The following is a 21,845-nucleotide window of genomic DNA, read 5'->3' on the forward strand; positions in this document are numbered from 1 at the left end:
ATCCTGCTGATTATTGTGGTGCGCATGTTGGCGCTGGGTCGCAGCATAGGGGGCCAGCGACGCTGCACCAAGACGCTCTGGGGCAAAAGATTTTTGCCTGTCAGGCAAGACTGCTCCGTCGGGATTGTCCCGGCCGGGTGGGGCGCTGAGGTAAACTGCGCGCCGATCCAGTCGCGGTAACGGCGGCGCAACCCGCGGGAGATGGGCAAGAGTGAGCTGTAATCGAGACACCGTACTGCGCCTGCGTGAGCAGGTTCCCTCATTCGAATGTGTGCCGGGTTGTCACGACTGCTGCGGGCCGGTCACCACCTCGTCGGAGGAAATGTCGCGTCTGCCGTTCAAGTCCGATGCCGAGCACGAGGCGGCCTTGGCTGAGCTCAACTGCGTGCACCTCGGCCCCAACGGCTGCGAGGTGTATCACGAGCGGCCGTTGATCTGCCGCCTGTTTGGCACCACGCCACGCATGCCCTGTCCGAACGGCCGGCGCCCGGAGCAGATGATTGAGCCGCGGGTTGAGCGGCAGATCCATCACTACATCGCCACGACCCGGCAGGTGTTGGTTTAGTGGTTTGTCGAGGGTCGCGCGGCTCGTGTGCGCTGGCCGCAATGCCCATGCAATAAGTTGTCCGTACGGTTATCTTTTTTTACGGTAAGTCCCCTGGGATAGTACTTTCGGAGGATTTTTGCCGTTTTCATTTGTGCTTTCATTGCGGCATGTCATGACCCTTTGAGTTCCGCGGGCCGATACTGCTGCCACGTTTCACGGCCCACGCTGTCGGGCAAATGAGAGTAATGATGACCCGCAAGGACTTCACCGCTGCGCCACGCATTTTGATTGTGGCTCAGGACCCCTGGAGCCGCGATTTGCTCGCCCAATTGCTGCTCAGTGTGCGCGGCGATGCCCACGTGCAGTGCTGCAGCGATGGTCAGTCGGCCCTGGAGGCGTGCCGGGCGCGCTTGCCGGATCTGGTGTTGGCAGAGTGGGCACTGCCGGTGCTGGATGGCTTGAGTTTGCTGCGCCATGTGCGCCGGTTGCGGCCTACGCCGCCGCTGCCTTTTGTTCTGCTGAGCCAGCGCACCGATGCCGCCAGTGTGCGCGAGGTGCTGCCGTTGGCGCCGACGGCCTATGTGGTTAGCCCTTTTGATCCCAATAACCTGCAGCAGCGCTTGCGTGATTTGCTCCTCAAACCGGGCCAGGACACAGTTGGCCAGGCGCCCAGCTTGCCCGCCGGCATGTGCCTGCAGGACTTTCTCGAAAGTCGGCGTAATGCCTGCGCAGGCGCGCCGTTGCTCGGCGAGGTGCAGGCTGCGTTAAGCCAGAGCCTGGACGTTGATGCTCTCGATCTGGGCGATTTGGAGCGCGAGTTTGCCCGCGACCCGCAAGTGACCGCACGCTTGATCGCCGCCGCCAACAGCGCCGCCCTGCACCTTGGTCGTCCGTGTCAGACCCTGGCGCAGGCGTTGCCGCGGCTGGGCGTGGCCCAAAGCCTGAATCTGGTCCTGGGCATGGCCCTGCAACGCAGTGCGTGCCTCGAGAATGAGCAGTTGGCGGCCTTGGCGCAGCACTACTGGGCGCGCTCGCAGCGCACGGCCGACCTGGCGTTCAAACTGGCCAAGGCCCTGGATGCGGATGCCGAGCGTTGTTACAGCGCCGGCTTGCTGCATTGCCTGGGCGACTTGGCCCTGCTGCGCTGCCTGCAGAACTGGCTGCTTGCCGGGGGCGACTTGATTGACGCGCAGATCACTGCAGCACTGAGCCAATTCGCTGCCGGGTTTGGCTCGTCACTGCGCACGCGCTGGCGCCTGCCGCTGGAGTTGCGTGAGCTGATTGCCGCTACTTACCAGCTCGGTGGCGGGGTTTATTCGCGGGAGGCGCTGGTGCTTAGCCTGGCGGCCCAATGGGCGCGCCTGCCGGCGGATGAAGACCCTGAAGCCTTGCTCGACAGCCGCGCGGCACGGCTGCTCCGGGTCAGCGCAGAGCATCTGCGCGCGGCGTTGCCTGTCGAGGCCTGAGGCCTGAGGCCTAGTCCGGTACTGGCAGGCTCAGGCTCTCCTTCACCTCTTCCATGACGATATAGCTCTTCGATTCGCGCACGTGGGGCAGCTTGAGCAGGATGTCGCCGAGCAGCTTGCGGTACGAGGCCATCTCGTTGATCCGCGCTTTCACCAGGTAGTCGAAGTCGCCGCTGACCAGATGGCACTCCAGCACGTGGGGCAGCTTGAGCACCGCGCGGCGGAACTCCTCAAAGGTATCGCCGGATTTGTAGTCCAGGCTGATCTCGACGAACACCAGCAAGCTGGCCTTGAGCTGCTGCGGATTGAGCCGCGCGTGGTAGCCCATGATGATGCCGTCACGCTCCAGACGGCGGACCCGCTCGGTGCAGGGGGTGGTCGACAGACCGACCCGTTCACCCAGTTCGGTGAAGCTGATGCGCCCGTCTTCCTGAAGGATTCGTAAAATATTTCGGTCTATCTTATCCAGCTCGCGGCGACTCTGGTGTTGGGTACGCATGGTGATTCTGCCTCTGTGAACTGGGTTTTTGCCGGTGTTTATAGCCAAATATAGCCGTTTAAACAGTGAGTTTCACTGGCATTGGCTTTTTATACTGCGCGCCATCTACGCTCAGAATAACAAACGTCTGCGGCCAGGCCGTCAGGCGGCTGCGACGATGTCACCCAGAGGACAACGAACATGCGAGTAATGGTGCTTGGTAGCGGTGTGATCGGTACCGCCAGTGCGTATTACCTGGCCCGTGCCGGCTTTGAAGTGGTGGTGGTGGATCGCCAGGACGGTCCCGCCCTGGAAACCAGCTTTGCCAACGCCGGCCAGGTGTCGCCAGGCTACGCCTCGCCGTGGGCAGCACCGGGCATCCCGCTGAAGGCGATCAAGTGGCTGCTGCAAAAGCACGCGCCGCTGGCGATCAAGGCCACCGGCGATATCGGCCAGTACCTGTGGATGGCGCAGATGCTGCGCAACTGCACCGCCAGCCGTTACGCGGTGAACAAGGAGCGCATGGTGCGCCTGTCCGAGTACAGCCGCGATTGCCTGGACGAGCTGCGCGCCGAAACCGGCATCAGCTACGAGGGTCGTACCCTGGGCACCACCCAGCTGTTCCGCACCCAGGCGCAGCTGGATGGCGCCGCCAAGGACATCGCCGTATTGCAGCAATCTGGCGTGCCCTATGAATTGCTCGACCGCGCCGGCATCGCCCGCGTGGAGCCGGCCCTGGCCGCCGTCACCGACAAGCTGGCCGGCGCGCTGCGCCTGCCCAACGACCAGACGGGCGATTGCCAGATGTTCACCCAGAAGCTGGCTGAAATGGCCAAGCAGTTGGGCGTGCAGTTCCGCTTTGGGCAGAACATCCAGCGCCTCGATGCCGTCGGTGACCGCATCAACGGTGTGTGGATCGACGGCAAGCTGGAGCAGGCCGATCACTACGTGCTGGCGCTGGGCAGCTACTCGCCGCAGCTGCTCAAGCCGTTGGGCATCAAAGCGCCGGTGTACCCGCTGAAAGGCTACTCGCTGACCGTGCCGATCACCAATGCGGCGATGGCACCGACCTCGACCATTCTCGACGAAACCTACAAGGTCGCCATCACCCGTTTCGACAACCGCATCCGTGTGGGTGGCATGGCGGAAATCGCCGGTTTCGACCTGAGCCTCAACCCGCGTCGGCGCGAGACCCTGGAAATGATCACCAGTGATCTCTACCCCCAGGGCGGCGATCTGACCCGCGCCGAGTTCTGGACCGGCCTGCGTCCGGCCACCCCGGACGGCACGCCGATTGTCGGTGCCACCCGTTTCCGTAACTTGTTTCTGAATACCGGCCACGGCACGCTGGGCTGGACCATGGCCTGCGGCTCGGGCCGCTTGCTGGCCGATCTGATGGCGAAAAAGCGCCCGCAGATCAGCGCCGAAGGCCTGGATATTTCTCGCTACAGCACTGCCAAAGAGAGCCACAAGCATGCCCATCCAGCGCCTGCACACTGAGAAGCGTTACAGCGAAATCGTCATCCATAACGGCACCGTCTACCTGGCGGGGCAGTTGGCGGACGATTACGCCGGTGACATCGCCGAGCAAACCCGGCAGACCCTGGCCAACATCGACCGTCTGCTGGCCGAGGCTGGTAGCGACAAGGCACACATCCTGTCGTTGACCATCTACCTCAAGGACATGGCTGACTACGCCGCGATGAATGCGGTGTGGGATGCCTGGGTCGCCGAGGGCGCCGCACCGGGCCGTGCCTGTGTTGAAGCCAAACTCTACGACCCGCGCGTGCTGGTCGAGATGATGGTGGTGGCCGCGCAGCGCTGACGTTTGTCAGGGGCTCGGCGTTTTGCGCCGGGCCTTTTTTCTGCCTGCCGACATTTGTTCCTCTGGTTGCGCACTGCTGGCGCGCGGCCATTTACTCAAACCGAGAATTCCATGCGTCCCGCCCAAGCCCTGATTGATCTCGCCGCCTTGCGTCACAACTACCAGCTGGCCCGCCAGTGCTCGGGCGGCAAGGCCCTGGCGGTGGTCAAGGCGGATGCCTACGGGCATGGCGCGGTGCTCTGTGCCCAGGCACTGCAGGCCGAAGCTGACGGTTTTGCTGTGGCCTGTATCGAAGAGGCGCTGGAGTTGCGCGCGGCGGGCATCACTCAGCCGATCTTGCTGTTGGAAGGCTTTTTCGAGGCCAGCGAGCTGGCGCTGATCGACCAGCACCAACTCTGGTGCGTGGTGCATTCGCTGTGGCAGCTGGACGCTATCGAGCAGGCGCGCCTGAGCCGACCGCTGCAGGTCTGGCTGAAGCTGGACTCCGGCATGCACCGGGTTGGCCTGTTTCCCGAGCAATATCAGGCCGCCTACCAGCGCCTGCAGGCCAGCGGCAAGGCCGACAAGATTGTGCTGATGAGCCACTTCGCCCGCGCCGACGAGCTGGACTGCGCGCGTACCGAGGAGCAACTGGCGGTGTTCAATACCGCCCGTGAGGGTTTGCAGGCCGAGGTCAGCCTGCGCAACTCACCGGCGATCCTCGGTTGGCCGCAGGTGCCAAGCGACTGGGTGCGCCCTGGCATCATGCTGTATGGCGCCACGCCCTTCGAGCAAACACAGGCGCTGGCCGCGCAACTCAAACCGGTGATGACCCTGCAATCGAAGATCATCGGCGTGCGTGAGCTGCCGGTCGGTGAGCCTGTGGGCTATGCCGCGCGTTTTGTTGCCGAACGGCCGACCCGCGTCGGCGTGGTCGCCATGGGTTATGCCGACGGCTACCCGCGTCACGCACCGACCGGCACGCCGGTGGCGGTGGATGGCCAACTGACACGAATCATCGGCCGGGTGTCGATGGACATGCTCACCGTCGACCTTACCGATCTGCCGCAAACCGGCCTCGGCAGCCGGGTCGAATTATGGGGCGCGCAGGTGCTGGCCAGCGACGTGGCGGCCCAGGCGCAGACCATTCCCTACCAGATATTTTGCAATTTGCGCCGGGTGCCACGCCTCTATTCCGGGCAGTAGGGACGCGGGCGGGAGAAACTGGAGCAACAGTGTTGTAAATACTGAACACTGTTGCCATGATACGGCCACTTTCCGCTCAAATTCCCAGAGGTACTCCAACATTGGACGTCGGTGTTCGGCTGCAGTCGATTCGCAAAAGCAAGGGTCTTTCCCAGCGTGAACTCGCCAAACGGGCAGGGGTCACCAACAGCACCATTTCAATGATTGAGAAGAACAGCGTAAGCCCTTCGATCAGTTCATTGAAAAAGGTTCTGGCCGGTATTCCCATGTCCCTGGTGGAGTTTTTCTCCATTGAATTTGAGCAAGACAGCAGCCCCCAGATTGTCTACAAGGCCGATGAGCTGATCGACCTTTCCAGTGGTTCGGTGAGCATGAAGCTGGTCGGCACGCCGCACCAGGTGCGCGCCTTGTCGTTCCTCGACGAGACCTACCCGCCGGGCGCCGACACTGGCGACGAGATGCTCAATCACGAAGGCGAAGAGGCCGGCGTGCTGGTGGAAGGCCGTCTGGAGCTGACCGTGGGCAGCGAAATCTTCATTCTCGAAAGTGGCGACAGCTACTATTTCGAAAGCACCAAGCCGCACCGTTTCCGCAATCCCTTCGACCAGCCGGCGCGGCTGATCAGTGCGACCACGCCGGCGAACTTCTAAGCCGGCTGGCGTCCTGGCAGCCGTCTAGTGCGGTTGCCAGGAAAATAACCCTGCGACATCTTGGGTTGTTTCGGTGCCGCGGATGAACCGTTATACTCCCGCCGCCCGCGAAACCCGTGGCCGCGGGCCTGACTAGCCACGATGAGGGTGTACGAGTGAACCTGATCAAGAAACTCCTGGCGGCACCTGTTGCCGTATTGGCCCTGTGGGCGGTTAGCGCTCAGGCCGCGACCGTCGAAGAACTTTCGCCAAAATCGGCCAAGTACGCCGAAATCGCTGAGCGCCTGCAGCCGGTTGGCCAGGTCTGCGTAAGCGGCCAAGAATGCAAAGGCGTTGGCGCCGTTGCAGTTGCTGCTGGCGGCGCGGCCATGTCGGCTGACGACGTGGTTGCCAAGTACTGTGGCGCTTGCCACACCGCTGGCGTGCTCGGTGCACCGAAAATCGGTGACGGGGCAGCCTGGAAAACCCGCGCCAGCGCCAAGGGCGGTGTTGACGGCCTGCTGAAGTCGGCGATTGCCGGCATCAACGCCATGCCGCCGAAAGGCACCTGCGCCACCTGCTCGGATGACGAGCTGAAAGGCGCAATCAAGAAGATGTCCGGCCTGTAATAGCGCTGCGACAGACAAAAAAACCGCCTTCGGGCGGTTTTTTTGTGCCTGCAGTTTGTGGGTGCGGCTGCGGGGGGGGGGAGGAGGTAGCCCGGATGCAGTCCGGGACGGTTCCCCGGATTGCATCCGGGCTACGCGATCAGTCTATTTTTATGGCCTGCCATCCCTGGCGGCCACCCTGCGGGCCGTCGCAAGCGACGTTAAAAATAGCTCCCGGTTATTTTTTTAGTAAGGCGCGCATATTGGCCAGGGCCGAGTTGCCGGTGGCGGCTTTGACCTCGGGTGGGGCATCTTCCTGTCCCTCCCAGACTAAGTCTTCAGGCGGCAGCTCATCGAGGAAGCGGCTGGGACTGCACTCGATGATTTCCCCGTATTGCTTGCGCTTGGCGGCAAAGGTCATGGTCAGGTTGCGCTTGGCGCGGGTGATGCCGACGTAGGCCAGGCGCCGTTCTTCCTCAACGGTATCGGCCTCGATGCTGGAGCGGTGCGGGAGGATTTCCTCCTCCATGCCAAGGATGTACACAGAGGGATATTCCAGGCCCTTGGAGGCGTGCAGGGTCATCATCTGCACGCCCTCGGCGCCGTCTTCTTCTTCCTGTTGGCGTTCTAGCATGTCGCGCAGCACCAGCTTGCCGATGGCGTCCTCGATGGTCATGTCACCGTCTTCGTCTTTCTCCAGGGTGTTCTTCAGCGCCTCGATGAGGAACCACACGTTGCCCATGCGCGCGTCGGCAACCTTGTCGTTGGAAGCGTTCTGCCGTAGCCAGTTCTCGTAATCGATGTCCATCACCATGCTGCGCAGCGCGGCGATCGGATCGTTCTCGGCGCATTGCCGACGCACGCCGTCCATCCAGCGCTTGAAGCGCTGCAGGCGTTCGCTGTAGCGGCTGTCGAGGTGCTCGCCGAGGCCGACTTCGTCGCTGGCGTTGTACATGCTGATCTTGCGCCCGGTGGCGTAGTTGCCGAGCTTTTCCAGGGTCGTGGAGCCGATTTCGCGGCGCGGCACGTTGATCACCCGCAGGAAGGCGTTGTCGTCGTCCGGGTTGACCAGCAGGCGGAAGTAACTCATCAGGTCCTTCACCTCCTGGCGGGCGAAGAAGCTGGTGCCGCCGCTGAGGCGATAGGGAATCTGATGGTGCTGCAACTTCAGCTCCATCAGCTTGGCCTGGTAGTTGCCGCGGTAGAGGATCGCGTAGTCGCTGTACGGACGTTCGGTGCGCAGGTGTTCGGTGAGAATTTCCAAGGCCACCCGCTCGCACTCGGCGTCTTCGTTGCGGCAGCGGATCACGCGGATCTCGTCGCCCACGCCCATCTCGCTCCACAGCTGCTTTTCGAAGGCGTGGGGGTTGTTGGCGATCAGGGTGTTGGCGCATTTGAGGATGCGGCTGGTGGAGCGGTAGTTCTGCTCCAGCATCACCACCTTCAGCGACGGGTAGTCGTCTTTCAGCAGCATCAGGTTTTCCGGCCGCGCGCCGCGCCAGGCATAGATCGACTGGTCATCGTCGCCGACCACGGTGAACTGGTTGCGCATGCCGACCAGCAACTTCACCAGCAGGTACTGGCTGGCGTTGGTGTCCTGGTATTCGTCGACCAGCAGGTAGCGGATGCGGTTCTGCCATTTTTCCAGGATGTCGGGGTTGTCCTGAAACAGCTTCACCGGCATCAGGATCAGGTCGTCGAAGTCCACCGCGTTATACGCCTTGAGCGTGCGCTGGTAATGCAGGTAAACGATGGCGGCGGTCTGCTCCTTGGGATTGCGCGCGTTGGCCAGGGCCTCCTCGGGCAGGATCAGGTCGTTCTTCCAGCTGCCGATGTAGTTCTTCACCTCATCGGTGCCGTCGTCGCCGGCGTATTCCTTCTGCATGATGTCGCTGAGCAGGGCCTTGATATCGCCTTCATCGAAAATCGAGAAGCCCGGCTTGTAGCCCAGCGCCGCGTATTCCTTGCGGATGATGTTCATCCCCAGGTTGTGGAAGGTCGACACCGTCAGGCCGCGCGCCTCGGGGCCCTTGAGCAGGCTGCTGACGCGCTCTTTCATTTCCCGCGCGGCCTTGTTGGTAAAGGTCATGGCGACGATGTGCTGGGCGCGGATGCCGCACTGCTGCACCAGGTAGGCGATCTTGCGGGTGATCACGCTGGTTTTGCCGGAGCCGGCGCCAGCGAGCACCAGAAGCGGGCCGCCGACGTAGTTCACGGCTTCTTGCTGCCGGGGATTGAGTCGGGACATCGTGGGTTCTGGCTCGGGAAAAGAAGGGCGGGCATTTTAACAGGCTCGCGGGGCCAGCAGGAGCCACTGGGCCATTGCCGGGCAATCGCCCGGATTGCGCAGTGGTTGGCGCTTTGCGCGCAATAAGTACGTTGGTGCCGATTGACGGCGGTTGCTCCGCCTGGCGCTTTGCCGCAAGCTCTGGCCCGCAGCGTAGGGATGCGCAACGAGAATGACGCCGATAACGGCGCAGATAAGCCAGGGGGGCTGTCACAACGCTTACCTGGGGAGGTTGTTTGTCCGCGCTTGTTGAACCCTTGCGGTTAGTCCTGTTGGCCGAAACTGAATGGTCGTCGCTGTTGCGCGATTGCCTGCAGGCGCTTGGCAATCCCGCCGCATTGATTACCGCACCCTCCTGGGAGGCCGCTTGCAGCCTGTTCGATGAACAGGAACATGGCCTGTTGCTGAGTACCCCAGCGAGCTTGCCGGCCCCTGGGCGCTGTCGTTTGCCGACTGTGTTGCTGCTGGAGCAGGAGCCCGTCGAGGCTCCCGCCGGCGTGATTGACTGGCTGGTGCGCAGCAGCTTGACCAGCGATGTGTTGCGCCGCTGCCTGCGCTATGTGGGCAAGCACGGGCTGTTACAGAGCACCGTGCAGCGCCTGACAGAACAGGACCCACTGACCGCCATCGCTAACCGCCAGGGTTTTCATACCCTGTTGCGTGCCCGCCTGAGCGAGTTCGCTGGCCGTGGCCTGGCCATGGCACACCTGGACCTGGACAACTTTCGCCACGCCAATGACACCCTCGGCTACCAGGCCGGTGACCACCTGATCCTGCAAGTAGTGGCGCGCCTTAAAGGCGAGCTGGAGGCCTGCGATCAACTGGCGCGCCTGGGCAGTGATGAGTTCGCCCTGCTGTTGGATATTCGCCGCGATCCGGGGCGTGCGCTGCGCATCGTCGGGCAGATCACCGAGGCCTTGGCCGAGCCCTATTGGGTCGATGGCGAGAGCTTGTTGATCGGCTGCAGCCTGGGTTTGGCTGAGGCCAGCGAGGGCGTCAGTGCCGACCTGTTGATGTGGCATGCACACATCGCCATGCAGCAGGCCAAGCACACTCAGGGCTGCAATTTCAGTGTGTATGACGAGCGGCACAGCCGCGGCGCGCGCAGCCGTGCCGACCTCGAAGGCGAGCTGCGCCGTGCCCTGCGCCGCGATGAGCTGGAGCTGCATTACCAGCCGCGGCTGTGTCTGCAAAGCGGTGATGTGGTGGGCTTGGAAGCCTTGGTGCGCTGGCGACATGCCGAGCGTGGGCTGCTGACCCCGGATGAATTTATTCCACTGGCGGAAGAGAGCGGCCTGATCGTGCCGCTTGGCTACTGGGTGATTGCCCGCGCCTTGCGCGACATGCAGTGGCTGCGCGGGCGTGGTCTGCCGGCCCTGCACATGGCGGTCAATCTGTCGTTTCGCCAGTTTCAGGACAGCCAGTTATTGCCGACCCTCACCCGGTTGATTGCCGATCGGGGCGTCGAGGCTCATTGGCTAGAGTTCGAGCTCACCGAAACCGCGGTGATGCGCCGCAGCGATCAGGTGCAGCAGACCATGGCGGGGCTCGGTCAGTTGGGGGTGCGCTTCTCCCTGGATGACTTCGGCACGGGTTTCTCCTCGTTCGTGCACCTGAACAATCTGCCGATCACCCTGCTCAAGGTCGACAAGAGCTTTGTCGGCGGCATGGGGGCGGAGCCGGCCAGCTATCGGTTGGTGCAGGCGATGATCAACCTGGGCCACAACCTCCATCTGCAGGTGGTCGCCGAGGGCGTGGAGACGCCCGAGCAATTGGCCTTGCTGCGTCAGTTTGGTTGCGACCAGGTGCAGGGCTACCTGATCAGCAAGCCGCTGCCACTCAGCGAATTGGCGCGCTTTCTGGTGTTCGGCCGGCATCAGGCGCTATTGGCCGGCTTGTCGTCCTGACGGCGAGCGCTTGTTGGTGCTCCGCAACCCAACCTACAACAGACAGGCCTTGGCCGTTGCCGACTGCGGCCTTAACAGGCGCGCGGTCTTGGCTTCGAAACTGAGGGTCAGGCCGATGGCGGCGCTGGCCAGGCCGATGGCCAGCCCCCACCACACCCCTTCGGCGCCCCAGCCGAGGGTGAAGGTCAGTAGCCAGGCGGCCGGCGCGCCAATCCCCCAGTAGCAGAACAGTCCTACCAGTAGCGTGGTGCGGGCGTCCTTGAGGCCGCGAATGGCGCCCATGGCGATGGTCTGCAGGCCGTCGAACAGCTCGAACCAGGCGGCAATCGCCAGCAGGCTGACGGCCAGCTCAATGATCGCCTGATTGCCGGCGTCGGCGCGGTCGAGGAACAGGCCGATCACCCACTGTGGCGCGAGCCAGAACAGCAGGGCAAAACCGAGCATGCACGCCGCGCCCAGGCCGATGGCCAGGCGTCCGGTCTGGCGTGCCGCGTGCCAGCGTTGGGCGCCGTAGTGCTTGCCGATGCGCAGGCTGGCGGCATAGGAAATCCCCACCGGCACCATAAACACCACGTAGACCGCCTGGATGGCGATCTGGTGGGCGGCCAACTGGGTGCTACCCAGCGCGCCCATGCACAAGGCAGCAACGAAGAACAAACCGGACTCGACCACATAGGTACCGCCGATCGGCAGGCCCAGGCGCAGGTTTTCCGCCAGGTTGCGCCGGGTCGGCCGCAGCAGCCCGGTCAGCAATGGCCACGGCCGGTAGAACGGCTGCCAGCGAATATGCAGCGCCAGCAGCAGGGCCATGCCGTTCATGACGATGGCGGTGACCAGGCCGATGCCGGCCAGGCCAATTTGCGGCAGGCCGAACAGGCCCTTGATCAGCGCGTAATTGAGTACAAAGTTGAGCAGGGCGCCGCCCAGGCTGATGGCCAGCACCGGGCCGGGCCGACCGAGGGCACTGGTGAAGCCGCGCAGGGCCATAAACAGCAGATAGCCAGGCAGGGCGAACACCAGGCTGTGCAGGAACGTCATGGCGCCGCTGATGTTCTCGGCTTGCTGGCCGGCCAGTTGTAGTAGCGGCGCCATCCACCACAGCAGGATGCCCGCCAGCAGCGCCAGGCCGGCAGCCACCCAGATGCCGGCCTGGGTCATGTGCCGCACGCCGTCGCCATCGCCGGCGCCATGACGGATCGCCACCAGATTGCCGACGGCCGCCATCACCCCGACGCAGAAGATCGACACCAGGTTGTAGCTGGCCGCGCCGAGCGCGCCGGCGGCCAGGGCGGCGGGGCCGAGCAGGCCCATCATCACCGTGTCGGTGAACACCATCAGCACGTGGGCCAGTTGCGCGGCCACCAGAGGGCCGGCCAGGCGCAGGAGGGCTGAGAGTTCATGGCGGGTACTGTTAGACATAAGCGGTAATCATCATTCAGGCGCCGCCAGAACTGTTCCGTGGCAGGCAATAGTCGCTATTCTGCGCAGCCTGCCAGCCCCGGCACAAAAGGATAAAAGCCATGCCAGTCATGAGTTTTACTCATCAATGAGCCGCCTCGCTCCGCTCTATGCCCTGCGCGCCTTTGAGGCGGCCGCCCGCCACCTGTCCTACACCAAGGCGGCTCAGGAGCTGGCCATCACCCAGAGTGCAGTGAGCCGCCATGTCCGCACCCTGGAGGTGGATTTCGGCTGCCGCCTGTTTGCCCGCGAAGGCCGCGGCCTGCGCCTGACCGAGCCGGGGCGGCTGCTGCTGCCAGGGTTGCAGCAGGGCTTTGCGGCCCTGGAAAGCGCCTGCGCCAGTTTGCGTAGCGAGGAGGGTGCGCTGCGCCTGAAGGCACCCTCGACCCTGACCATGCGTTGGCTGCTGGCGCGGTTGTCGCGTTTTCGTCTGCAGCAACCAGACATCGAGGTGCAGCTGACGGCAGCGTGGATGGACGTCGATCGAGTCGACTTCGAACGTGAGCCCTACGACTGCGCGGTGTTGCTCAACACCGGCGTGTTTCCCGAGGGCTGGGAGCACGTCAAGCTGTTCGAGGAGTGGCTGATTCCGGTCTGCGCTCCCGAGGCTGCGGCCGACGGCGCCTGGGACGTGACACGCCTGCAGGCCGCCGAGCAGCTGCACCCCACCCCTGATCGCCGTGACTGGCGCCAGTGGTTGCAGGCCATGGACCTGAGCGAGCAGGTGCCGCTGAAGAGCGGTCAGGTGTTCGACATGCTGGAGTTGGGTATCGTCGCCGCGGCACGCGGTTATGGCGTGTCGATTGGCGATCTGCTGCTGGTCGCCGAGGACGTCGAACAAGGGCGACTGGCGCTGCCTTTGCCGACGGCGGTGTTCAGCGGTTGCAGTTATTACCTGGTATGGCCCAAAGCGCGCCGTGGTCAGGAACGCTTCCAGCGTTTGCGCGACTATTTGCTCGCGGAGGTGGCGGCCATGCGCCTGCCGGCGGTCAGCCGCTTCTAGCAGGCCTCAGGCTGTTGGGCTGCTGGGCCGGTATTGCAGGGCTTCAGCCAGATGGCTGCGTTGGATCGCGTCGACGGCGTCCAGGTCCGCCAGGGTGCGCGCGACCTTGAGCAGGCGGTGGGCGGCGCGCAGGGACAGGCCGAGGCGTTCGCAGGCGCTTTCCAGCCAGTGCTGGTCGTCGCCGCTGAGGCCGCAGTGCTGACGCAGTTGCTGGAGGTCGAGAAAGGCATTGGCGCCGCCCTGACGCTGCTCTTGCCGCTGGCGGGCGGCGGCCACCGTGGCGGCGGCCTGGGCACTGCTGGTGCCGCTGTCGGGATTGGCGTGCAGAGCGGTGGCCTCGCGGGCGACGTGCAGGTGTAGATCGATGCGGTCGAGCAAGGGCCCGGACAGTTTGCTGCGATAGCGCTGAATCTGTTCGGCGCTGCAACGACAGCGGCCGCTGGGATCGCCGAGGTAACCGCAGGGGCATGGGTTCATCGCCGCCACCAGCTGGAAGCGCGCCGGAAAGCGCACCTTGTCACGGGCGCGGGCGATCACAATTTCGCCACTTTCCAAGGGCTCGCGTAAAACCTCAAGCACCTTGCGGTCGAACTCGGGGAGCTCGTCCAAAAATAAAATGCCGTGATGGGCCAAGGTAATTTCACCCGGCTGCGGGCGACTACCGCCGCCGACCAGTGCCGGTCCCGACGCCGAATGGTGCGGATGGCGAAACGGTCGCTGCGGCCAGGCGTCCAGTGGCGCATAGCTGGCCACCGAATGGATCGCCGCGACTTCCAGGGCTTCCTGCTCATTGAGTGGCGGCAGTAAGCCCGGAAGGCGGCTGGCCAGCAGGGTCTTGCCGGTGCCGGGAGGGCCGGAAAACAGCAGGTTATGGGCGCCCGCAGCGGCGATCAGCAGTGCCCGCTTGGCGGCGCTCTGCCCCTGCACTTCGGCCAGGTCCGGGTAGGGGCGCACTTGGCGCAGCAGGCCGGCTGGTTGGTAGGGCGCCAGAGGCGTCTGGCCATTCAGGTGGGCCGCTAGTTGCAGCAGATGCTCAACCGCCAGCACCGTCAGGCCCGAAGCCAGGCAGGCTTCCTCGGCATTGGCCAGGGGCACCACCAGAGTGCGTCCGGCTGCGCGGGCGGCGAGCGCCGCGGGCAGTACGCCCTGGATCGGGCGCACGGCGCCGGACAGGGCCAGCTCGCCGAGGCATTCAAGATTATCCAGGGCGGTGGCGGGGATTTGCCCGCTGGCAGCGAGGATGCCCAGGGCAATCGCCAAGTCGAAGCGGCCACCATCCTTGGGTAAATCGGCCGGTGCCAGGTTGAGCGTGATGCGTCGTGGTGGGAAGTCGAAGGCGCAGTTGAGGATGGCGCTGCGTACGCGATCCTTGCTCTCTTTGACTGCCGTTTCCGGCAGACCCACCAGCGCCAGAGAGGGCAAGCCGTTGGCCAGATGGGCTTCGACAGTGACCGCCGGTGCTTCGATGCCGACTTGGGCGCGGCTATGGACGATGGCCAGTGACATGATCACTCCTTGATCAGATCGCCCGCCGTGATCGGTTGATCAGTCGGCGGTAGAGCGTGTGTCCGCAGAGCTTAGCTTGGCTTCCAGTTCGGCGACTTTGGCTTCCAGGGCTTCCAGGCGCGAGCGGGTGCGGGCGAGGACCACCATCTGGCTATCAAACTCGTCGCGGCTGACCAGGTCGAGCTTGCTGAAGGCGCTTTGCAGCAGAACTTTGAGTTGTGCTTCGAACTCGCCACGGGGCAATGGGCTGTCGCCATTGAACAGGCGCGCGGCCTGGGTGCTGAGGACGTCGAGCAGGGCTTTGGGTGGCAGCATGATGAGGTTCCAATATCGGTCGGCCGGCAGTGTAGCACGCAGCCTTGGCACCAATCCTGGGCGGCCACGACTGCACGGTTATCGCGCACTGGGGGCGAGGGCTGTGCACTGTTGTCGTGCATGGCTGTCGGGCTGTGATTCGGCCTAGCCCCTACTTTGCTGTGTAAGCGACTGAATCAAAGCGTTTTTTCAGAACTGGCAAGGTTTCTGCTTAGTCCCTTCCGACGCATGCACCGATGCAGTTGCGCTGCGACAGGATAGGCGGATGCGTTTCGCCGCAAGCCCTTGGTTGGCGCAGAACAAAGCAGGCAAAGGCCGGCGGGCGCGTTACAAAGCCAGACACTGCGCTTAGACTTGCTACGGGTTCGGTCCTGGGGCAAGTCCACCAAACACAGGAGAAAGTTACATGAAACTAGTCACTGCCATCATCAAGCCGTTCAAGCTGGACGACGTGCGCGAATCCCTGTCGGAGATCGGCGTGCAAGGCATCACCGTCACTGAAGTGAAAGGCTTCGGTCGGCAAAAGGGCCACACCGAGTTGTACCGTGGCGCTGAATACGTGGTCGACTTTCTGCCTAAGGTGAAGATCGACGTGGCCATTGCTGATGATCAGCTGGATCGCGTGATTGAAGCCATCACCAAGGCGGCCAACACCGGCAAAATCGGTGACGGCAAGATCTTTGTGGTCAACCTGGAACAAGCTATCCGCATCCGTACCGGCGAAACCGGCACTGACGCAGTTTAAGCCGTAGCCCCGAACCCCCTTCGCCCCAGGAGTAACTCTATGACTCTGCGTAAGTTCGCAGGGCTTGGCGCCCTGCTGTCCCTTGCAACCCCAGGTCTGGCCATGGCTGACGAGGTTGTGCTGAATTCCGGTGACACCTCGTGGATGCTGATTTCCAGCGTACTGGTGTTGTTCATGACCATCCCCGGCCTGGCGCTGTTCTACGGCGGTATGGTCCGTTCGAAGAACATCCTGTCGGTGATGATGCAGTGTTTTGCCATCACCGGTCTGATCAGTCTGCTGTGGGTTATCTACGGTTACAGCCTGGTGTTCGACGTGACCGGCATGGAACAAGGGGTGGTTAACTTCAACTCCTTTATCGGTGGTCTGTCGAAAGCTTTCCTGGCTGGCGTAACGCCGGCGAGCCTGAGCTACGCCGTACCGGAAAGCGTGTTCATCATGTTCCAGCTGACCTTCGCCATCATCACTCCGGCGCTGATCGTGGGTGCTTTCGCTGAGCGCATGAAGTTCTCTGCGATGTTGGTGTTCATGGGCATCTGGTTCACCCTGGTATACGCACCGATCGCACACATGGTTTGGTCCGGCAACGGCGGCCTGCTGTGGGACTGGGGTGTGCTGGACTTCGCTGGCGGCACCGTGGTGCACATCAACGCCGGTATCGCCGGTCTGGTAGCGTGCATCGTGCTGGGCAAGCGTAAAGGCTACCCAACCACTTCGATGGCTCCGCACAACCTCGGCTACACCCTGATGGGCGCTGCCATGCTGTGGGTCGGCTGGTTCGGTTTCAACGCCGGTTCCGCCGTCGCTGCCAACGGCACTGCCGGTATGGCCATGCTGGTCACTCAGATCGCTACCGCTGCTGCCGCACTGGGCTGGATGTTCGCCGAGTGGCTGACTCACGGTAAGCCAAGCGCACTGGGTATCGCTTCGGGTGTGATCGCTGGTCTGGTGGCTATCACCCCGGCTGCTGGTACTTGCGGCCCGATGGGCGCCATCATCATCGGCCTGTCGTCTGGCGTGATCTGCTTCTTCTGCGCCACTAGCCTGAAGCGCAAGCTGGGCTACGACGACTCCCTGGACGCCTTCGGCGTACACGGTATCGGCGGTATCGTGGGTGCACTGCTGACCGGTATTTTCGCAGCTCCGGCACTGGGCGGCTTCGGCACCGTGGAAGACATCGGCGCGCAGTTCTTCACCCAGTTCAAGGGTGTTGCCTTCACCGTGGTCTACACCGCCATCGTCACCTACGTGATCCTCAAAGTGATCGACATGGTCATGGGTCTGCGGGTTAGCGACGAAGAAGAGACTGTTGGTCTCGACCTGGCGCTGCACAACGAGCGTGGCTACAACCTGTAAGCTTGACGCGTAACAACAAAACGCCCGGATATTCCGGGCGTTTTGCATTGTCTGAGAACAAACTGGTTAGGCCGGTCTTTGCTTTTTCTGGCAGCACGCTAGAATGCGCGCCGTAAGCGCGCTGCGTGCCTGAGCAATCGGCCAGCGGACGTTTCTGAATTTTTTCCGGACGGGCGAGAAAGACGGCGCGTCTGGGCTATAACTAACTTGTTTTTCGCAAGTCATGAGGTTGGAACATGAGCGACGACGATCTGGAACACGACGAGCTGGAAGGCGCCGACGAGGACGAAGGCGAGGAGTTGGCCGCTGCCGATGATGGCGTCAGTGATGACGATGGCGATGGTGACGACGAGGTCGTACCGGCCGCCAAAGGCAAAGCCAAAGCCAAGGCCGCTGTCGATGTCGACGAGCTGCCCAGTGTCGAAGCCAAGCAGAAAGAACGCGATGCCCTGGCCCGCGCCATGGAAGAGTTCCTTTCCCGCGGTGGCAAGGTGCAGGAGGTGGAAGCCAACGTAGTGGCCGATCCACCCAAGAAGCCCGACAGCAAATACGGCAGCCGCCCTATCTAAGGACGCTGCACCGAAAAGCCCGCGCCAGTCGCGGGCTTTTTTATTGGTTTCAATTTGGCGAGCTCGCGCCCTGGAAGCTGAACGTGTCTGGCCGTTGATCGGCTCGGCTGTACATTTCACCAATAAACAATATATTCAAAAGTATATTGTTTGTCGTGAGAGTACATGCCGTGATTGATCCTACCGCCGCGCCGGACCTTGAGTTGCTGCGCGCCAATGCAAGTGCCGCTGGCCAGTTGCTCAAGGCGCTGGCCAATCCCGATCGCCTGTTGCTGCTGTGCCAGCTGTCTCAGGGCGAGCGCAATGTCAGCGAGCTGGAAACCTTGCTCGGTATCGTCCAGCCGACTCTGTCGCAACAGCTCGCCGTGCTGCGCCGTGAAGGCCTGGTGGAAACGCGCCGCGACGGCAAGCAGATCTATTACCGGATCAGCAGCCCGGCGGCGCTGGCGGTGATCAGTACCTTGTATGAGCAATTTTGTGGAGGTGCGCAATGACCATCGACTGGCTGCACTTCACGCCCTGGTCAGCGCTGGCAGGTGGTGCGCTGATTGGCTTGGCGGCGGCGCTGTTTGTGCTGTTTAACGGTCGCATCGCCGGCATCAGCGGCTTGCTCGGTAGCTTGCTCGCGCGTGGTGGTGAGGGGCGGGGGGAGAAAGCGTTGTTCCTGCTTGGTCTACTGCAGGCACCGCTGCTCTGGCAAGTGTTCGCGGCCTTGCCGGCCATCGAGTTCCAGGGCGGCTGGCTGAGTTTGCTGCTGGCAGGCCTGCTGGTGGGTGTGGGTACTCGCTATGGCGCCGGTTGCACCAGTGGGCATGGTGTGTGCGGCATCTCGCGCCTGTCACCGCGTTCGCTGGTGGCGACCCTGGCATTTATGGCCAGTGGCTTTGCCACGGTGTATGTCCTCCGTCACGGCCTGGGGGTGTAACCATGGGCAAGCTGACTGCGTTTTTCGCCGGGCTGATCTTCGGCCTTGGCCTGTTACTGGCGGGCATGGCCAATCCGGCCAAGGTGCTGAGTTTTCTCGATCTCGGCGGTGCCTGGGATCCGTCGCTGGCGCTGGTGATGGCCGCCGCGATTGCGGTGGCTCTGTTGCCCCTGACTTGGGCCAAGCGCCGTTCGCACTCCTTGCTGGGCGCGCCGATGCAGTTGCCGGTCAAGCGTGAGCTGGATCGTCGCCTGATCGGCGGCAGCCTGCTGTTTGGTATCGGTTGGGGCATTGCCGGCATCTGTCCGGGACCGGCAGTAGCGATACTGCTTACCGGTCATTGGCAGGTGTTGCTGTTTGTCGCCGCCATGCTGGCTGGCATGGCGTTGTTCGAGGTGCTGGAGCGCCGCTCACGCGGCTAAAACAGCGCCGCAGTGGCTACGCCGCACTCAGGCCCATCACGGCCGTCGGCTAGGCGTGCTGTCGGGCGCTATTGCTCGAGGGTCGCGGTGAACTGACTGATGGCCTCAACCACGCGGCGTGCACCTTCCTGGATTTCCAGAATGACGGCGCCGGCCTCATTGGCCAGGCTTACGCCTTGTTCGGCTTTGTCCTTGCTGGCGTCCATGCTGCTGACCGCGCCTTGGGCCAGTTCATGGTTGCGACGTACCACCTCGACAATCTCCACCGTGGCTTGACTGGTCCGTCCTGCCAGGCTGCGCACCTCGTCGGCGACCACGGCAAAGCCGCGGCCCTGCTCACCGGCACGGGCAGCTTCAATGGCGGCGTTGAGCGCCAGCAAGTTGGTTTGCTCGGCGATGCCGCGGATGGTTTGTACGATGCTGCTGATCATTTCCGACTGCTCGCTGACGGCGCTGATGCCTTCGGCAGCGCGGTTCAGCTCGCCAGCGATGCCTTGCATGATTTCGACCGTTTGTTGCACCACCTGGGCACCCTGTTGGGCCGTGGCGTCGGTTTGCAGAGCGGTGTCGTAGGCGATACGCGCCGCGCGGCTTTCGGCTTCTTGTTGCAGCACCTGTTCGGTGACGTCAGTGGCAAATTTGACCACTTTGTATAACTTTCCGTGGGCATCGAAAACCGGGTTGTAGGTGGCGCGTAGCCAGATGGGTTGGCCGTTGCGGCCGACGCGCTGGAAGCGCCCGGAAACGAACTCGCCGCGATTCAATTGTGCCCAGAAGCTTTTGTAGGCGGCGGAGTCGGCGTCTTCGCGGTTGCAGAAGAGCCTGTGGTGTTTGCCGCGGATATCCTCAAGGCGATAGCCCATGGTGCTGAGGAAGTTGTCGTTGGCCGTCAGTACCTCGCCCTGCAGGTTGAATTCGATCACGGCCATGGAGCGGTTGATGGCATTGATCAGACTATTTTGTTCCTGCTCCATGCGCACCTGAGCACTGATATCCGAGGCGATTTTGACCACTTTATCGACCTGGCCGCTGGCGCTGAGAACCGGGTTATAGCTGGCCTCCAGCCAGATTTCCCGACCGTGTTTGTCGCGGCGCAAAAAGCGCTCACTGACGAACTCGCCGGACGCCAAGCGGCGCCAGAACTCGGTGTATTCACGGCTGTTGCTGAGCCCTTGTTCGCAAAATAGGCGGTGATGCTGGCCGCGCACTTCTTCCAGGGTATAGCCCATCAAGCTCAGGAAATTGTTGTTGGCGTCGAGGATGGTGCCGTCGGGTTTGAACTCGATAAGCGCCATTGAACGGCCGAGCGCTGCCAGGGTGGCGGAGGCGTCACTAAATTGCTGTTGGCAGTGCGCAAGTTCTTGTTTGAGGCGGGAATTGAACATGGCGGTCTCGGCAGTCGAAATTTTTATAAGGCTTATTCAGCCTAGTCGCTTTCAACTGTTATCGCCGAGCGGCCAGCAAACTTGAGCAGCGGCCGAGGCGCCTCGGCCGCCGATTGTTTAGCGTTGTTGCGGCGCCGGTTGTTGCTGGGTGATGCAGTGGATGTTGCCGCCGCCGAGGAGGATCTCGCGGCCTGGGACCATCACCACGCGGTGGTTGGGGAACAGGCGCTGGAGAATGGCTTCTGCTTCGGTGTCCATGGAGTCGTCGAACTTGGGCGCAATGATGCCGCCGTTGACGATCAGGAAATTGATGTAGGAGCCGGCCAGGCGTACATGGGGGCTGCGTTCCTGGCTGCCGTCTACCGGGTCGACGCCCGCGCATTCTTCCTCGGTTGCATACAGCGGGCCGGGAATCGGCATCTTGTGCACGACCAGTTGGCGCTCTTTGGCGTCGCGCACGCTTTCCAGTACCCGCAGCGCCGCCTGGCAGCGCTCGTAGTTGGGGTTGTGCGGATCGTCGGTCCAGGCCAGCAGCACTTCACCGGGGCGCACGAAGCAGCAGAAGTTGTCGACGTGGCCGTCGGTCTCGTCGTTGAACAGGCCGTTCGGCAGCCAGATCACCCGGTCGATGCCCAGGTGGCTGCGCAGCTGGGCTTCGATGTCGGCCCGCGACAGCTGCGGGTTGCGGTTCTGGTTGAGCAGGCATTCTTCGGTGGTCAGCAGTGTGCCTTCGCCATCGACGTGGATCGCGCCGCCTTCGAGCACGAAGCCCTCGGTGCGGTAGCGCGGGTAGCGTTCGATTTCGAGGATCTTGCGCGCGACCTGGTCGTCACGCAGCCATGGCCAGTACAGGCCGCCGTCGAAGCCGCCCCAGGCGTTGAAGGTCCAGTCGACGCCGCGCACGTCGCCCTGATTGTTGATGACGAAGGTCGGCCCGGTGTCGCGTACCCAGGCGTCATCGCTGGTGATTTCCACCACGCGGATATTGGCCTGGTCGAGGCGCGCGCAGGCGTTCTCATATTGCTCGGCGGACACGCCGATGGTCACTGGCTCGAACTCGGCAATAGCCTTGGCCACAGCCGTGAAGGCGGCCTGCGCCGGCTTGCCGCCGAGGCGCCAGTTATCCGGGCGCTGCGGCCAAACCATCCAGGTCTGGCTGTGGGGAGCCCATTCCGCCGGCATATGAAAACCATCGGCGCTAGGGGTGCTGGTCAGAGTGGTCATAGGGT

At 62.9% G+C, this 21,845-nt stretch carries 22 protein-coding genes and 1 pseudogene; 15 read left to right on the forward strand and 8 right to left on the reverse strand.

Going from position 1 to position 21,845, the window contains the following annotated elements:
• Positions 1-211: 211 nt before the first annotated feature.
• Together AC56DI_RS15515 and AC56DI_RS15520 are read left to right on the forward strand one after the other, a co-directional pair.
• Positions 212-565 (forward strand): YkgJ family cysteine cluster protein, encoded by a 354-nt coding sequence (locus AC56DI_RS15515; protein WP_496346957.1) that lies wholly within the window; start codon positions 212-214, stop codon positions 563-565.
• A 230-nt stretch (positions 566-795) separates the two neighbouring features.
• Positions 796-2,013 (forward strand): HDOD domain-containing protein, encoded by a 1,218-nt coding sequence (locus AC56DI_RS15520; RefSeq protein WP_496346958.1) that lies wholly within the window; start codon positions 796-798, stop codon positions 2,011-2,013.
• A gap of 10 nt (positions 2,014-2,023) precedes the next feature.
• Here AC56DI_RS15520 and dadR read toward each other — a convergent pair whose 3' ends face one another.
• Positions 2,024-2,512: a transcriptional regulator DadR gene (gene dadR / locus AC56DI_RS15525; protein ID WP_324518972.1), complete on the reverse strand. Its 489-nt coding sequence runs from the start codon at positions 2,510-2,512 to the stop codon at positions 2,024-2,026.
• Between the two features lie 180 nt (positions 2,513-2,692).
• On the opposite strand from dadR, the gene dadA reads away from it, so the two are divergent.
• The 5 genes from dadA (at position 2,693) to AC56DI_RS15550 (ending at position 6,759) form a co-directional block, all read left to right on the forward strand.
• Entirely contained in the window at positions 2,693-3,991 is a 1,299-nt protein-coding gene (dadA, locus tag AC56DI_RS15530; protein WP_496346959.1) for a D-amino acid dehydrogenase, read from the forward strand.
• A complete protein-coding gene (locus AC56DI_RS15535) occupies positions 3,966-4,316 on the forward strand; it encodes a RidA family protein (protein ID WP_496346960.1) in 351 nt (116 codons plus the stop codon). The genes dadA and AC56DI_RS15535 overlap by 26 nt, the downstream gene beginning before the upstream one ends.
• A gap of 111 nt (positions 4,317-4,427) precedes the next feature.
• Positions 4,428-5,501 (forward strand): alanine racemase, encoded by a 1,074-nt coding sequence (gene alr, locus AC56DI_RS15540; RefSeq protein ID WP_496346961.1) that lies wholly within the window; start codon positions 4,428-4,430, stop codon positions 5,499-5,501.
• A 101-nt stretch (positions 5,502-5,602) separates the two neighbouring features.
• On the forward strand, positions 5,603-6,151 hold the full coding sequence (locus AC56DI_RS15545) for a cupin domain-containing protein (RefSeq protein ID WP_324518968.1): 549 nt from the start codon (positions 5,603-5,605) through the stop codon (positions 6,149-6,151).
• A 155-nt stretch (positions 6,152-6,306) separates the two neighbouring features.
• Complete coding sequence (locus AC56DI_RS15550) at positions 6,307-6,759, forward strand: c-type cytochrome (protein ID WP_496346962.1); 453 nt, start codon at positions 6,307-6,309, stop codon at positions 6,757-6,759.
• A 217-nt stretch (positions 6,760-6,976) separates the two neighbouring features.
• Here the strand turns inward: AC56DI_RS15550 and rep are convergent, their stop codons facing one another.
• Positions 6,977-8,986 carry a DNA helicase Rep gene (gene rep / locus AC56DI_RS15555; protein ID WP_496346963.1) on the reverse strand — a complete coding sequence of 670 codons (2,010 nt, stop codon included), beginning with the start codon at positions 8,984-8,986 and terminating at the stop codon, positions 6,977-6,979.
• A gap of 275 nt (positions 8,987-9,261) precedes the next feature.
• Here rep and AC56DI_RS15560 point away from each other — a divergent pair, with 275 nt between their 5' ends.
• Positions 9,262-10,932, forward strand: a complete 1,671-nt coding sequence (locus AC56DI_RS15560; protein WP_496346964.1) for a putative bifunctional diguanylate cyclase/phosphodiesterase — start codon at positions 9,262-9,264, stop codon at positions 10,930-10,932.
• Positions 10,933-10,965: 33 nt separating this feature from the next.
• Here AC56DI_RS15560 and AC56DI_RS15565 read toward each other — a convergent pair whose 3' ends face one another.
• Positions 10,966-12,351 carry a NorM family multidrug efflux MATE transporter gene (locus tag AC56DI_RS15565; RefSeq protein ID WP_496346965.1) on the reverse strand — a complete coding sequence of 462 codons (1,386 nt, stop codon included), beginning with the start codon at positions 12,349-12,351 and terminating at the stop codon, positions 10,966-10,968.
• Between the two features lie 127 nt (positions 12,352-12,478).
• On the opposite strand from AC56DI_RS15565, the gene AC56DI_RS15570 reads away from it, so the two are divergent.
• Positions 12,479-13,393, forward strand: coding sequence for a LysR substrate-binding domain-containing protein (locus AC56DI_RS15570; protein WP_496346966.1), 915 nt, complete (start codon positions 12,479-12,481; stop codon positions 13,391-13,393).
• Positions 13,394-13,399: 6 nt separating this feature from the next.
• Here AC56DI_RS15570 and AC56DI_RS15575 read toward each other — a convergent pair whose 3' ends face one another.
• Both AC56DI_RS15575 and AC56DI_RS15580 read right to left on the reverse strand, forming a co-directional pair.
• A complete protein-coding gene (locus tag AC56DI_RS15575; protein ID WP_496346967.1) occupies positions 13,400-14,899 on the reverse strand; it encodes a YifB family Mg chelatase-like AAA ATPase in 1,500 nt (499 codons plus the stop codon).
• A 39-nt stretch (positions 14,900-14,938) separates the two neighbouring features.
• Positions 14,939-15,214, reverse strand: a complete 276-nt coding sequence (locus AC56DI_RS15580) for an accessory factor UbiK family protein (protein WP_324518961.1) — start codon at positions 15,212-15,214, stop codon at positions 14,939-14,941.
• Between the two features lie 406 nt (positions 15,215-15,620).
• Here AC56DI_RS15580 and glnK point away from each other — a divergent pair, with 406 nt between their 5' ends.
• The 6 genes from glnK to AC56DI_RS15610 all read left to right on the forward strand — a co-directional run bounded on the left by glnK (position 15,621) and on the right by AC56DI_RS15610 (position 19,231).
• Positions 15,621-15,959, forward strand: coding sequence for a P-II family nitrogen regulator (gene glnK, locus AC56DI_RS15585; RefSeq protein ID WP_021700071.1), 339 nt, complete (start codon positions 15,621-15,623; stop codon positions 15,957-15,959).
• 39 nt (positions 15,960-15,998) lie between these two features.
• Positions 15,999-17,315, forward strand: a complete 1,317-nt coding sequence (locus AC56DI_RS15590; RefSeq protein ID WP_496346968.1) for an ammonium transporter — start codon at positions 15,999-16,001, stop codon at positions 17,313-17,315.
• A 236-nt stretch (positions 17,316-17,551) separates the two neighbouring features.
• Positions 17,552-17,884, forward strand: coding sequence for a dormancy-specific transcriptional regulator SutA (sutA, locus tag AC56DI_RS15595; RefSeq protein WP_324518959.1), 333 nt, complete (start codon positions 17,552-17,554; stop codon positions 17,882-17,884).
• A 170-nt stretch (positions 17,885-18,054) separates the two neighbouring features.
• Positions 18,055-18,378 carry an ArsR/SmtB family transcription factor gene (locus tag AC56DI_RS15600; protein WP_496346969.1) on the forward strand — a complete coding sequence of 108 codons (324 nt, stop codon included), beginning with the start codon at positions 18,055-18,057 and terminating at the stop codon, positions 18,376-18,378.
• Positions 18,375-18,809 (forward strand): YeeE/YedE family protein, encoded by a 435-nt coding sequence (locus tag AC56DI_RS15605; RefSeq protein ID WP_496346970.1) that lies wholly within the window; start codon positions 18,375-18,377, stop codon positions 18,807-18,809. The genes AC56DI_RS15600 and AC56DI_RS15605 overlap by 4 nt, the downstream gene beginning before the upstream one ends.
• 2 nt (positions 18,810-18,811) lie before the next feature.
• A complete protein-coding gene (locus AC56DI_RS15610; protein ID WP_496346971.1) occupies positions 18,812-19,231 on the forward strand; it encodes a DUF6691 family protein in 420 nt (139 codons plus the stop codon).
• Positions 19,232-19,299: 68 nt separating this feature from the next.
• Here AC56DI_RS15610 and AC56DI_RS15615 read toward each other — a convergent pair whose 3' ends face one another.
• From AC56DI_RS15615 to aguA, 3 genes and pseudogenes are all read right to left on the reverse strand, one after another.
• Positions 19,300-19,845 (reverse strand): methyl-accepting chemotaxis protein, encoded by a 546-nt coding sequence (locus AC56DI_RS15615; protein WP_496347529.1) that lies wholly within the window; start codon positions 19,843-19,845, stop codon positions 19,300-19,302.
• Positions 19,840-20,616 (reverse strand): annotated as a pseudogene (locus tag AC56DI_RS15620) (PAS domain-containing protein); the annotation flags it as partial. The gene AC56DI_RS15615 and the pseudogene AC56DI_RS15620, both read right to left, overlap by 6 nt.
• A 117-nt stretch (positions 20,617-20,733) precedes the next feature.
• Positions 20,734-21,840 carry an agmatine deiminase gene (gene aguA, locus AC56DI_RS15625; RefSeq protein WP_496346972.1) on the reverse strand — a complete coding sequence of 369 codons (1,107 nt, stop codon included), beginning with the start codon at positions 21,838-21,840 and terminating at the stop codon, positions 20,734-20,736.
• Positions 21,841-21,845 lie beyond the last annotated feature (5 nt).

The sequence above is a fragment of the Pseudomonas sp. BGA-UO-ETr-WB11 genome, assembly GCF_059567785.1.

Bases quoted from the DNA above. Each gene is read 5' to 3' on its own strand.
- glnK (WP_021700071.1), top strand. From the start codon at position 15,621: ATGAAACTAGTCACTGCCATCATCAAGCCGTTCAAGCTGGACGACGTG.
- AC56DI_RS15570 (WP_496346966.1), top strand. From the start codon at position 12,479: ATGAGCCGCCTCGCTCCGCTCTATGCCCTGCGCGCCTTTGAGGCGGCC.
- rep (WP_496346963.1), bottom strand. From the start codon at position 8,986: ATGTCCCGACTCAATCCCCGGCAGCAAGAAGCCGTGAACTACGTCGGC.
- AC56DI_RS15580 (WP_324518961.1), bottom strand. From the start codon at position 15,214: ATGCTGCCACCCAAAGCCCTGCTCGACGTCCTCAGCACCCAGGCCGCG.
- AC56DI_RS15520 (WP_496346958.1), top strand. From the start codon at position 796: ATGACCCGCAAGGACTTCACCGCTGCGCCACGCATTTTGATTGTGGCT.
- AC56DI_RS15535 (WP_496346960.1), top strand. From the start codon at position 3,966: ATGCCCATCCAGCGCCTGCACACTGAGAAGCGTTACAGCGAAATCGTC.
- AC56DI_RS15565 (WP_496346965.1), bottom strand. From the start codon at position 12,351: ATGTCTAACAGTACCCGCCATGAACTCTCAGCCCTCCTGCGCCTGGCC.
- dadA (WP_496346959.1), top strand. From the start codon at position 2,693: ATGCGAGTAATGGTGCTTGGTAGCGGTGTGATCGGTACCGCCAGTGCG.
- dadR (WP_324518972.1), bottom strand. From the start codon at position 2,512: ATGCGTACCCAACACCAGAGTCGCCGCGAGCTGGATAAGATAGACCGA.
- aguA (WP_496346972.1), bottom strand. From the start codon at position 21,840: ATGACCACTCTGACCAGCACCCCTAGCGCCGATGGTTTTCATATGCCG.
- AC56DI_RS15605 (WP_496346970.1), top strand. From the start codon at position 18,375: ATGACCATCGACTGGCTGCACTTCACGCCCTGGTCAGCGCTGGCAGGT.
- AC56DI_RS15610 (WP_496346971.1), top strand. From the start codon at position 18,812: ATGGGCAAGCTGACTGCGTTTTTCGCCGGGCTGATCTTCGGCCTTGGC.
- alr (WP_496346961.1), top strand. From the start codon at position 4,428: ATGCGTCCCGCCCAAGCCCTGATTGATCTCGCCGCCTTGCGTCACAAC.
- AC56DI_RS15590 (WP_496346968.1), top strand. From the start codon at position 15,999: ATGACTCTGCGTAAGTTCGCAGGGCTTGGCGCCCTGCTGTCCCTTGCA.
- sutA (WP_324518959.1), top strand. From the start codon at position 17,552: ATGAGCGACGACGATCTGGAACACGACGAGCTGGAAGGCGCCGACGAG.
- AC56DI_RS15575 (WP_496346967.1), bottom strand. From the start codon at position 14,899: ATGTCACTGGCCATCGTCCATAGCCGCGCCCAAGTCGGCATCGAAGCA.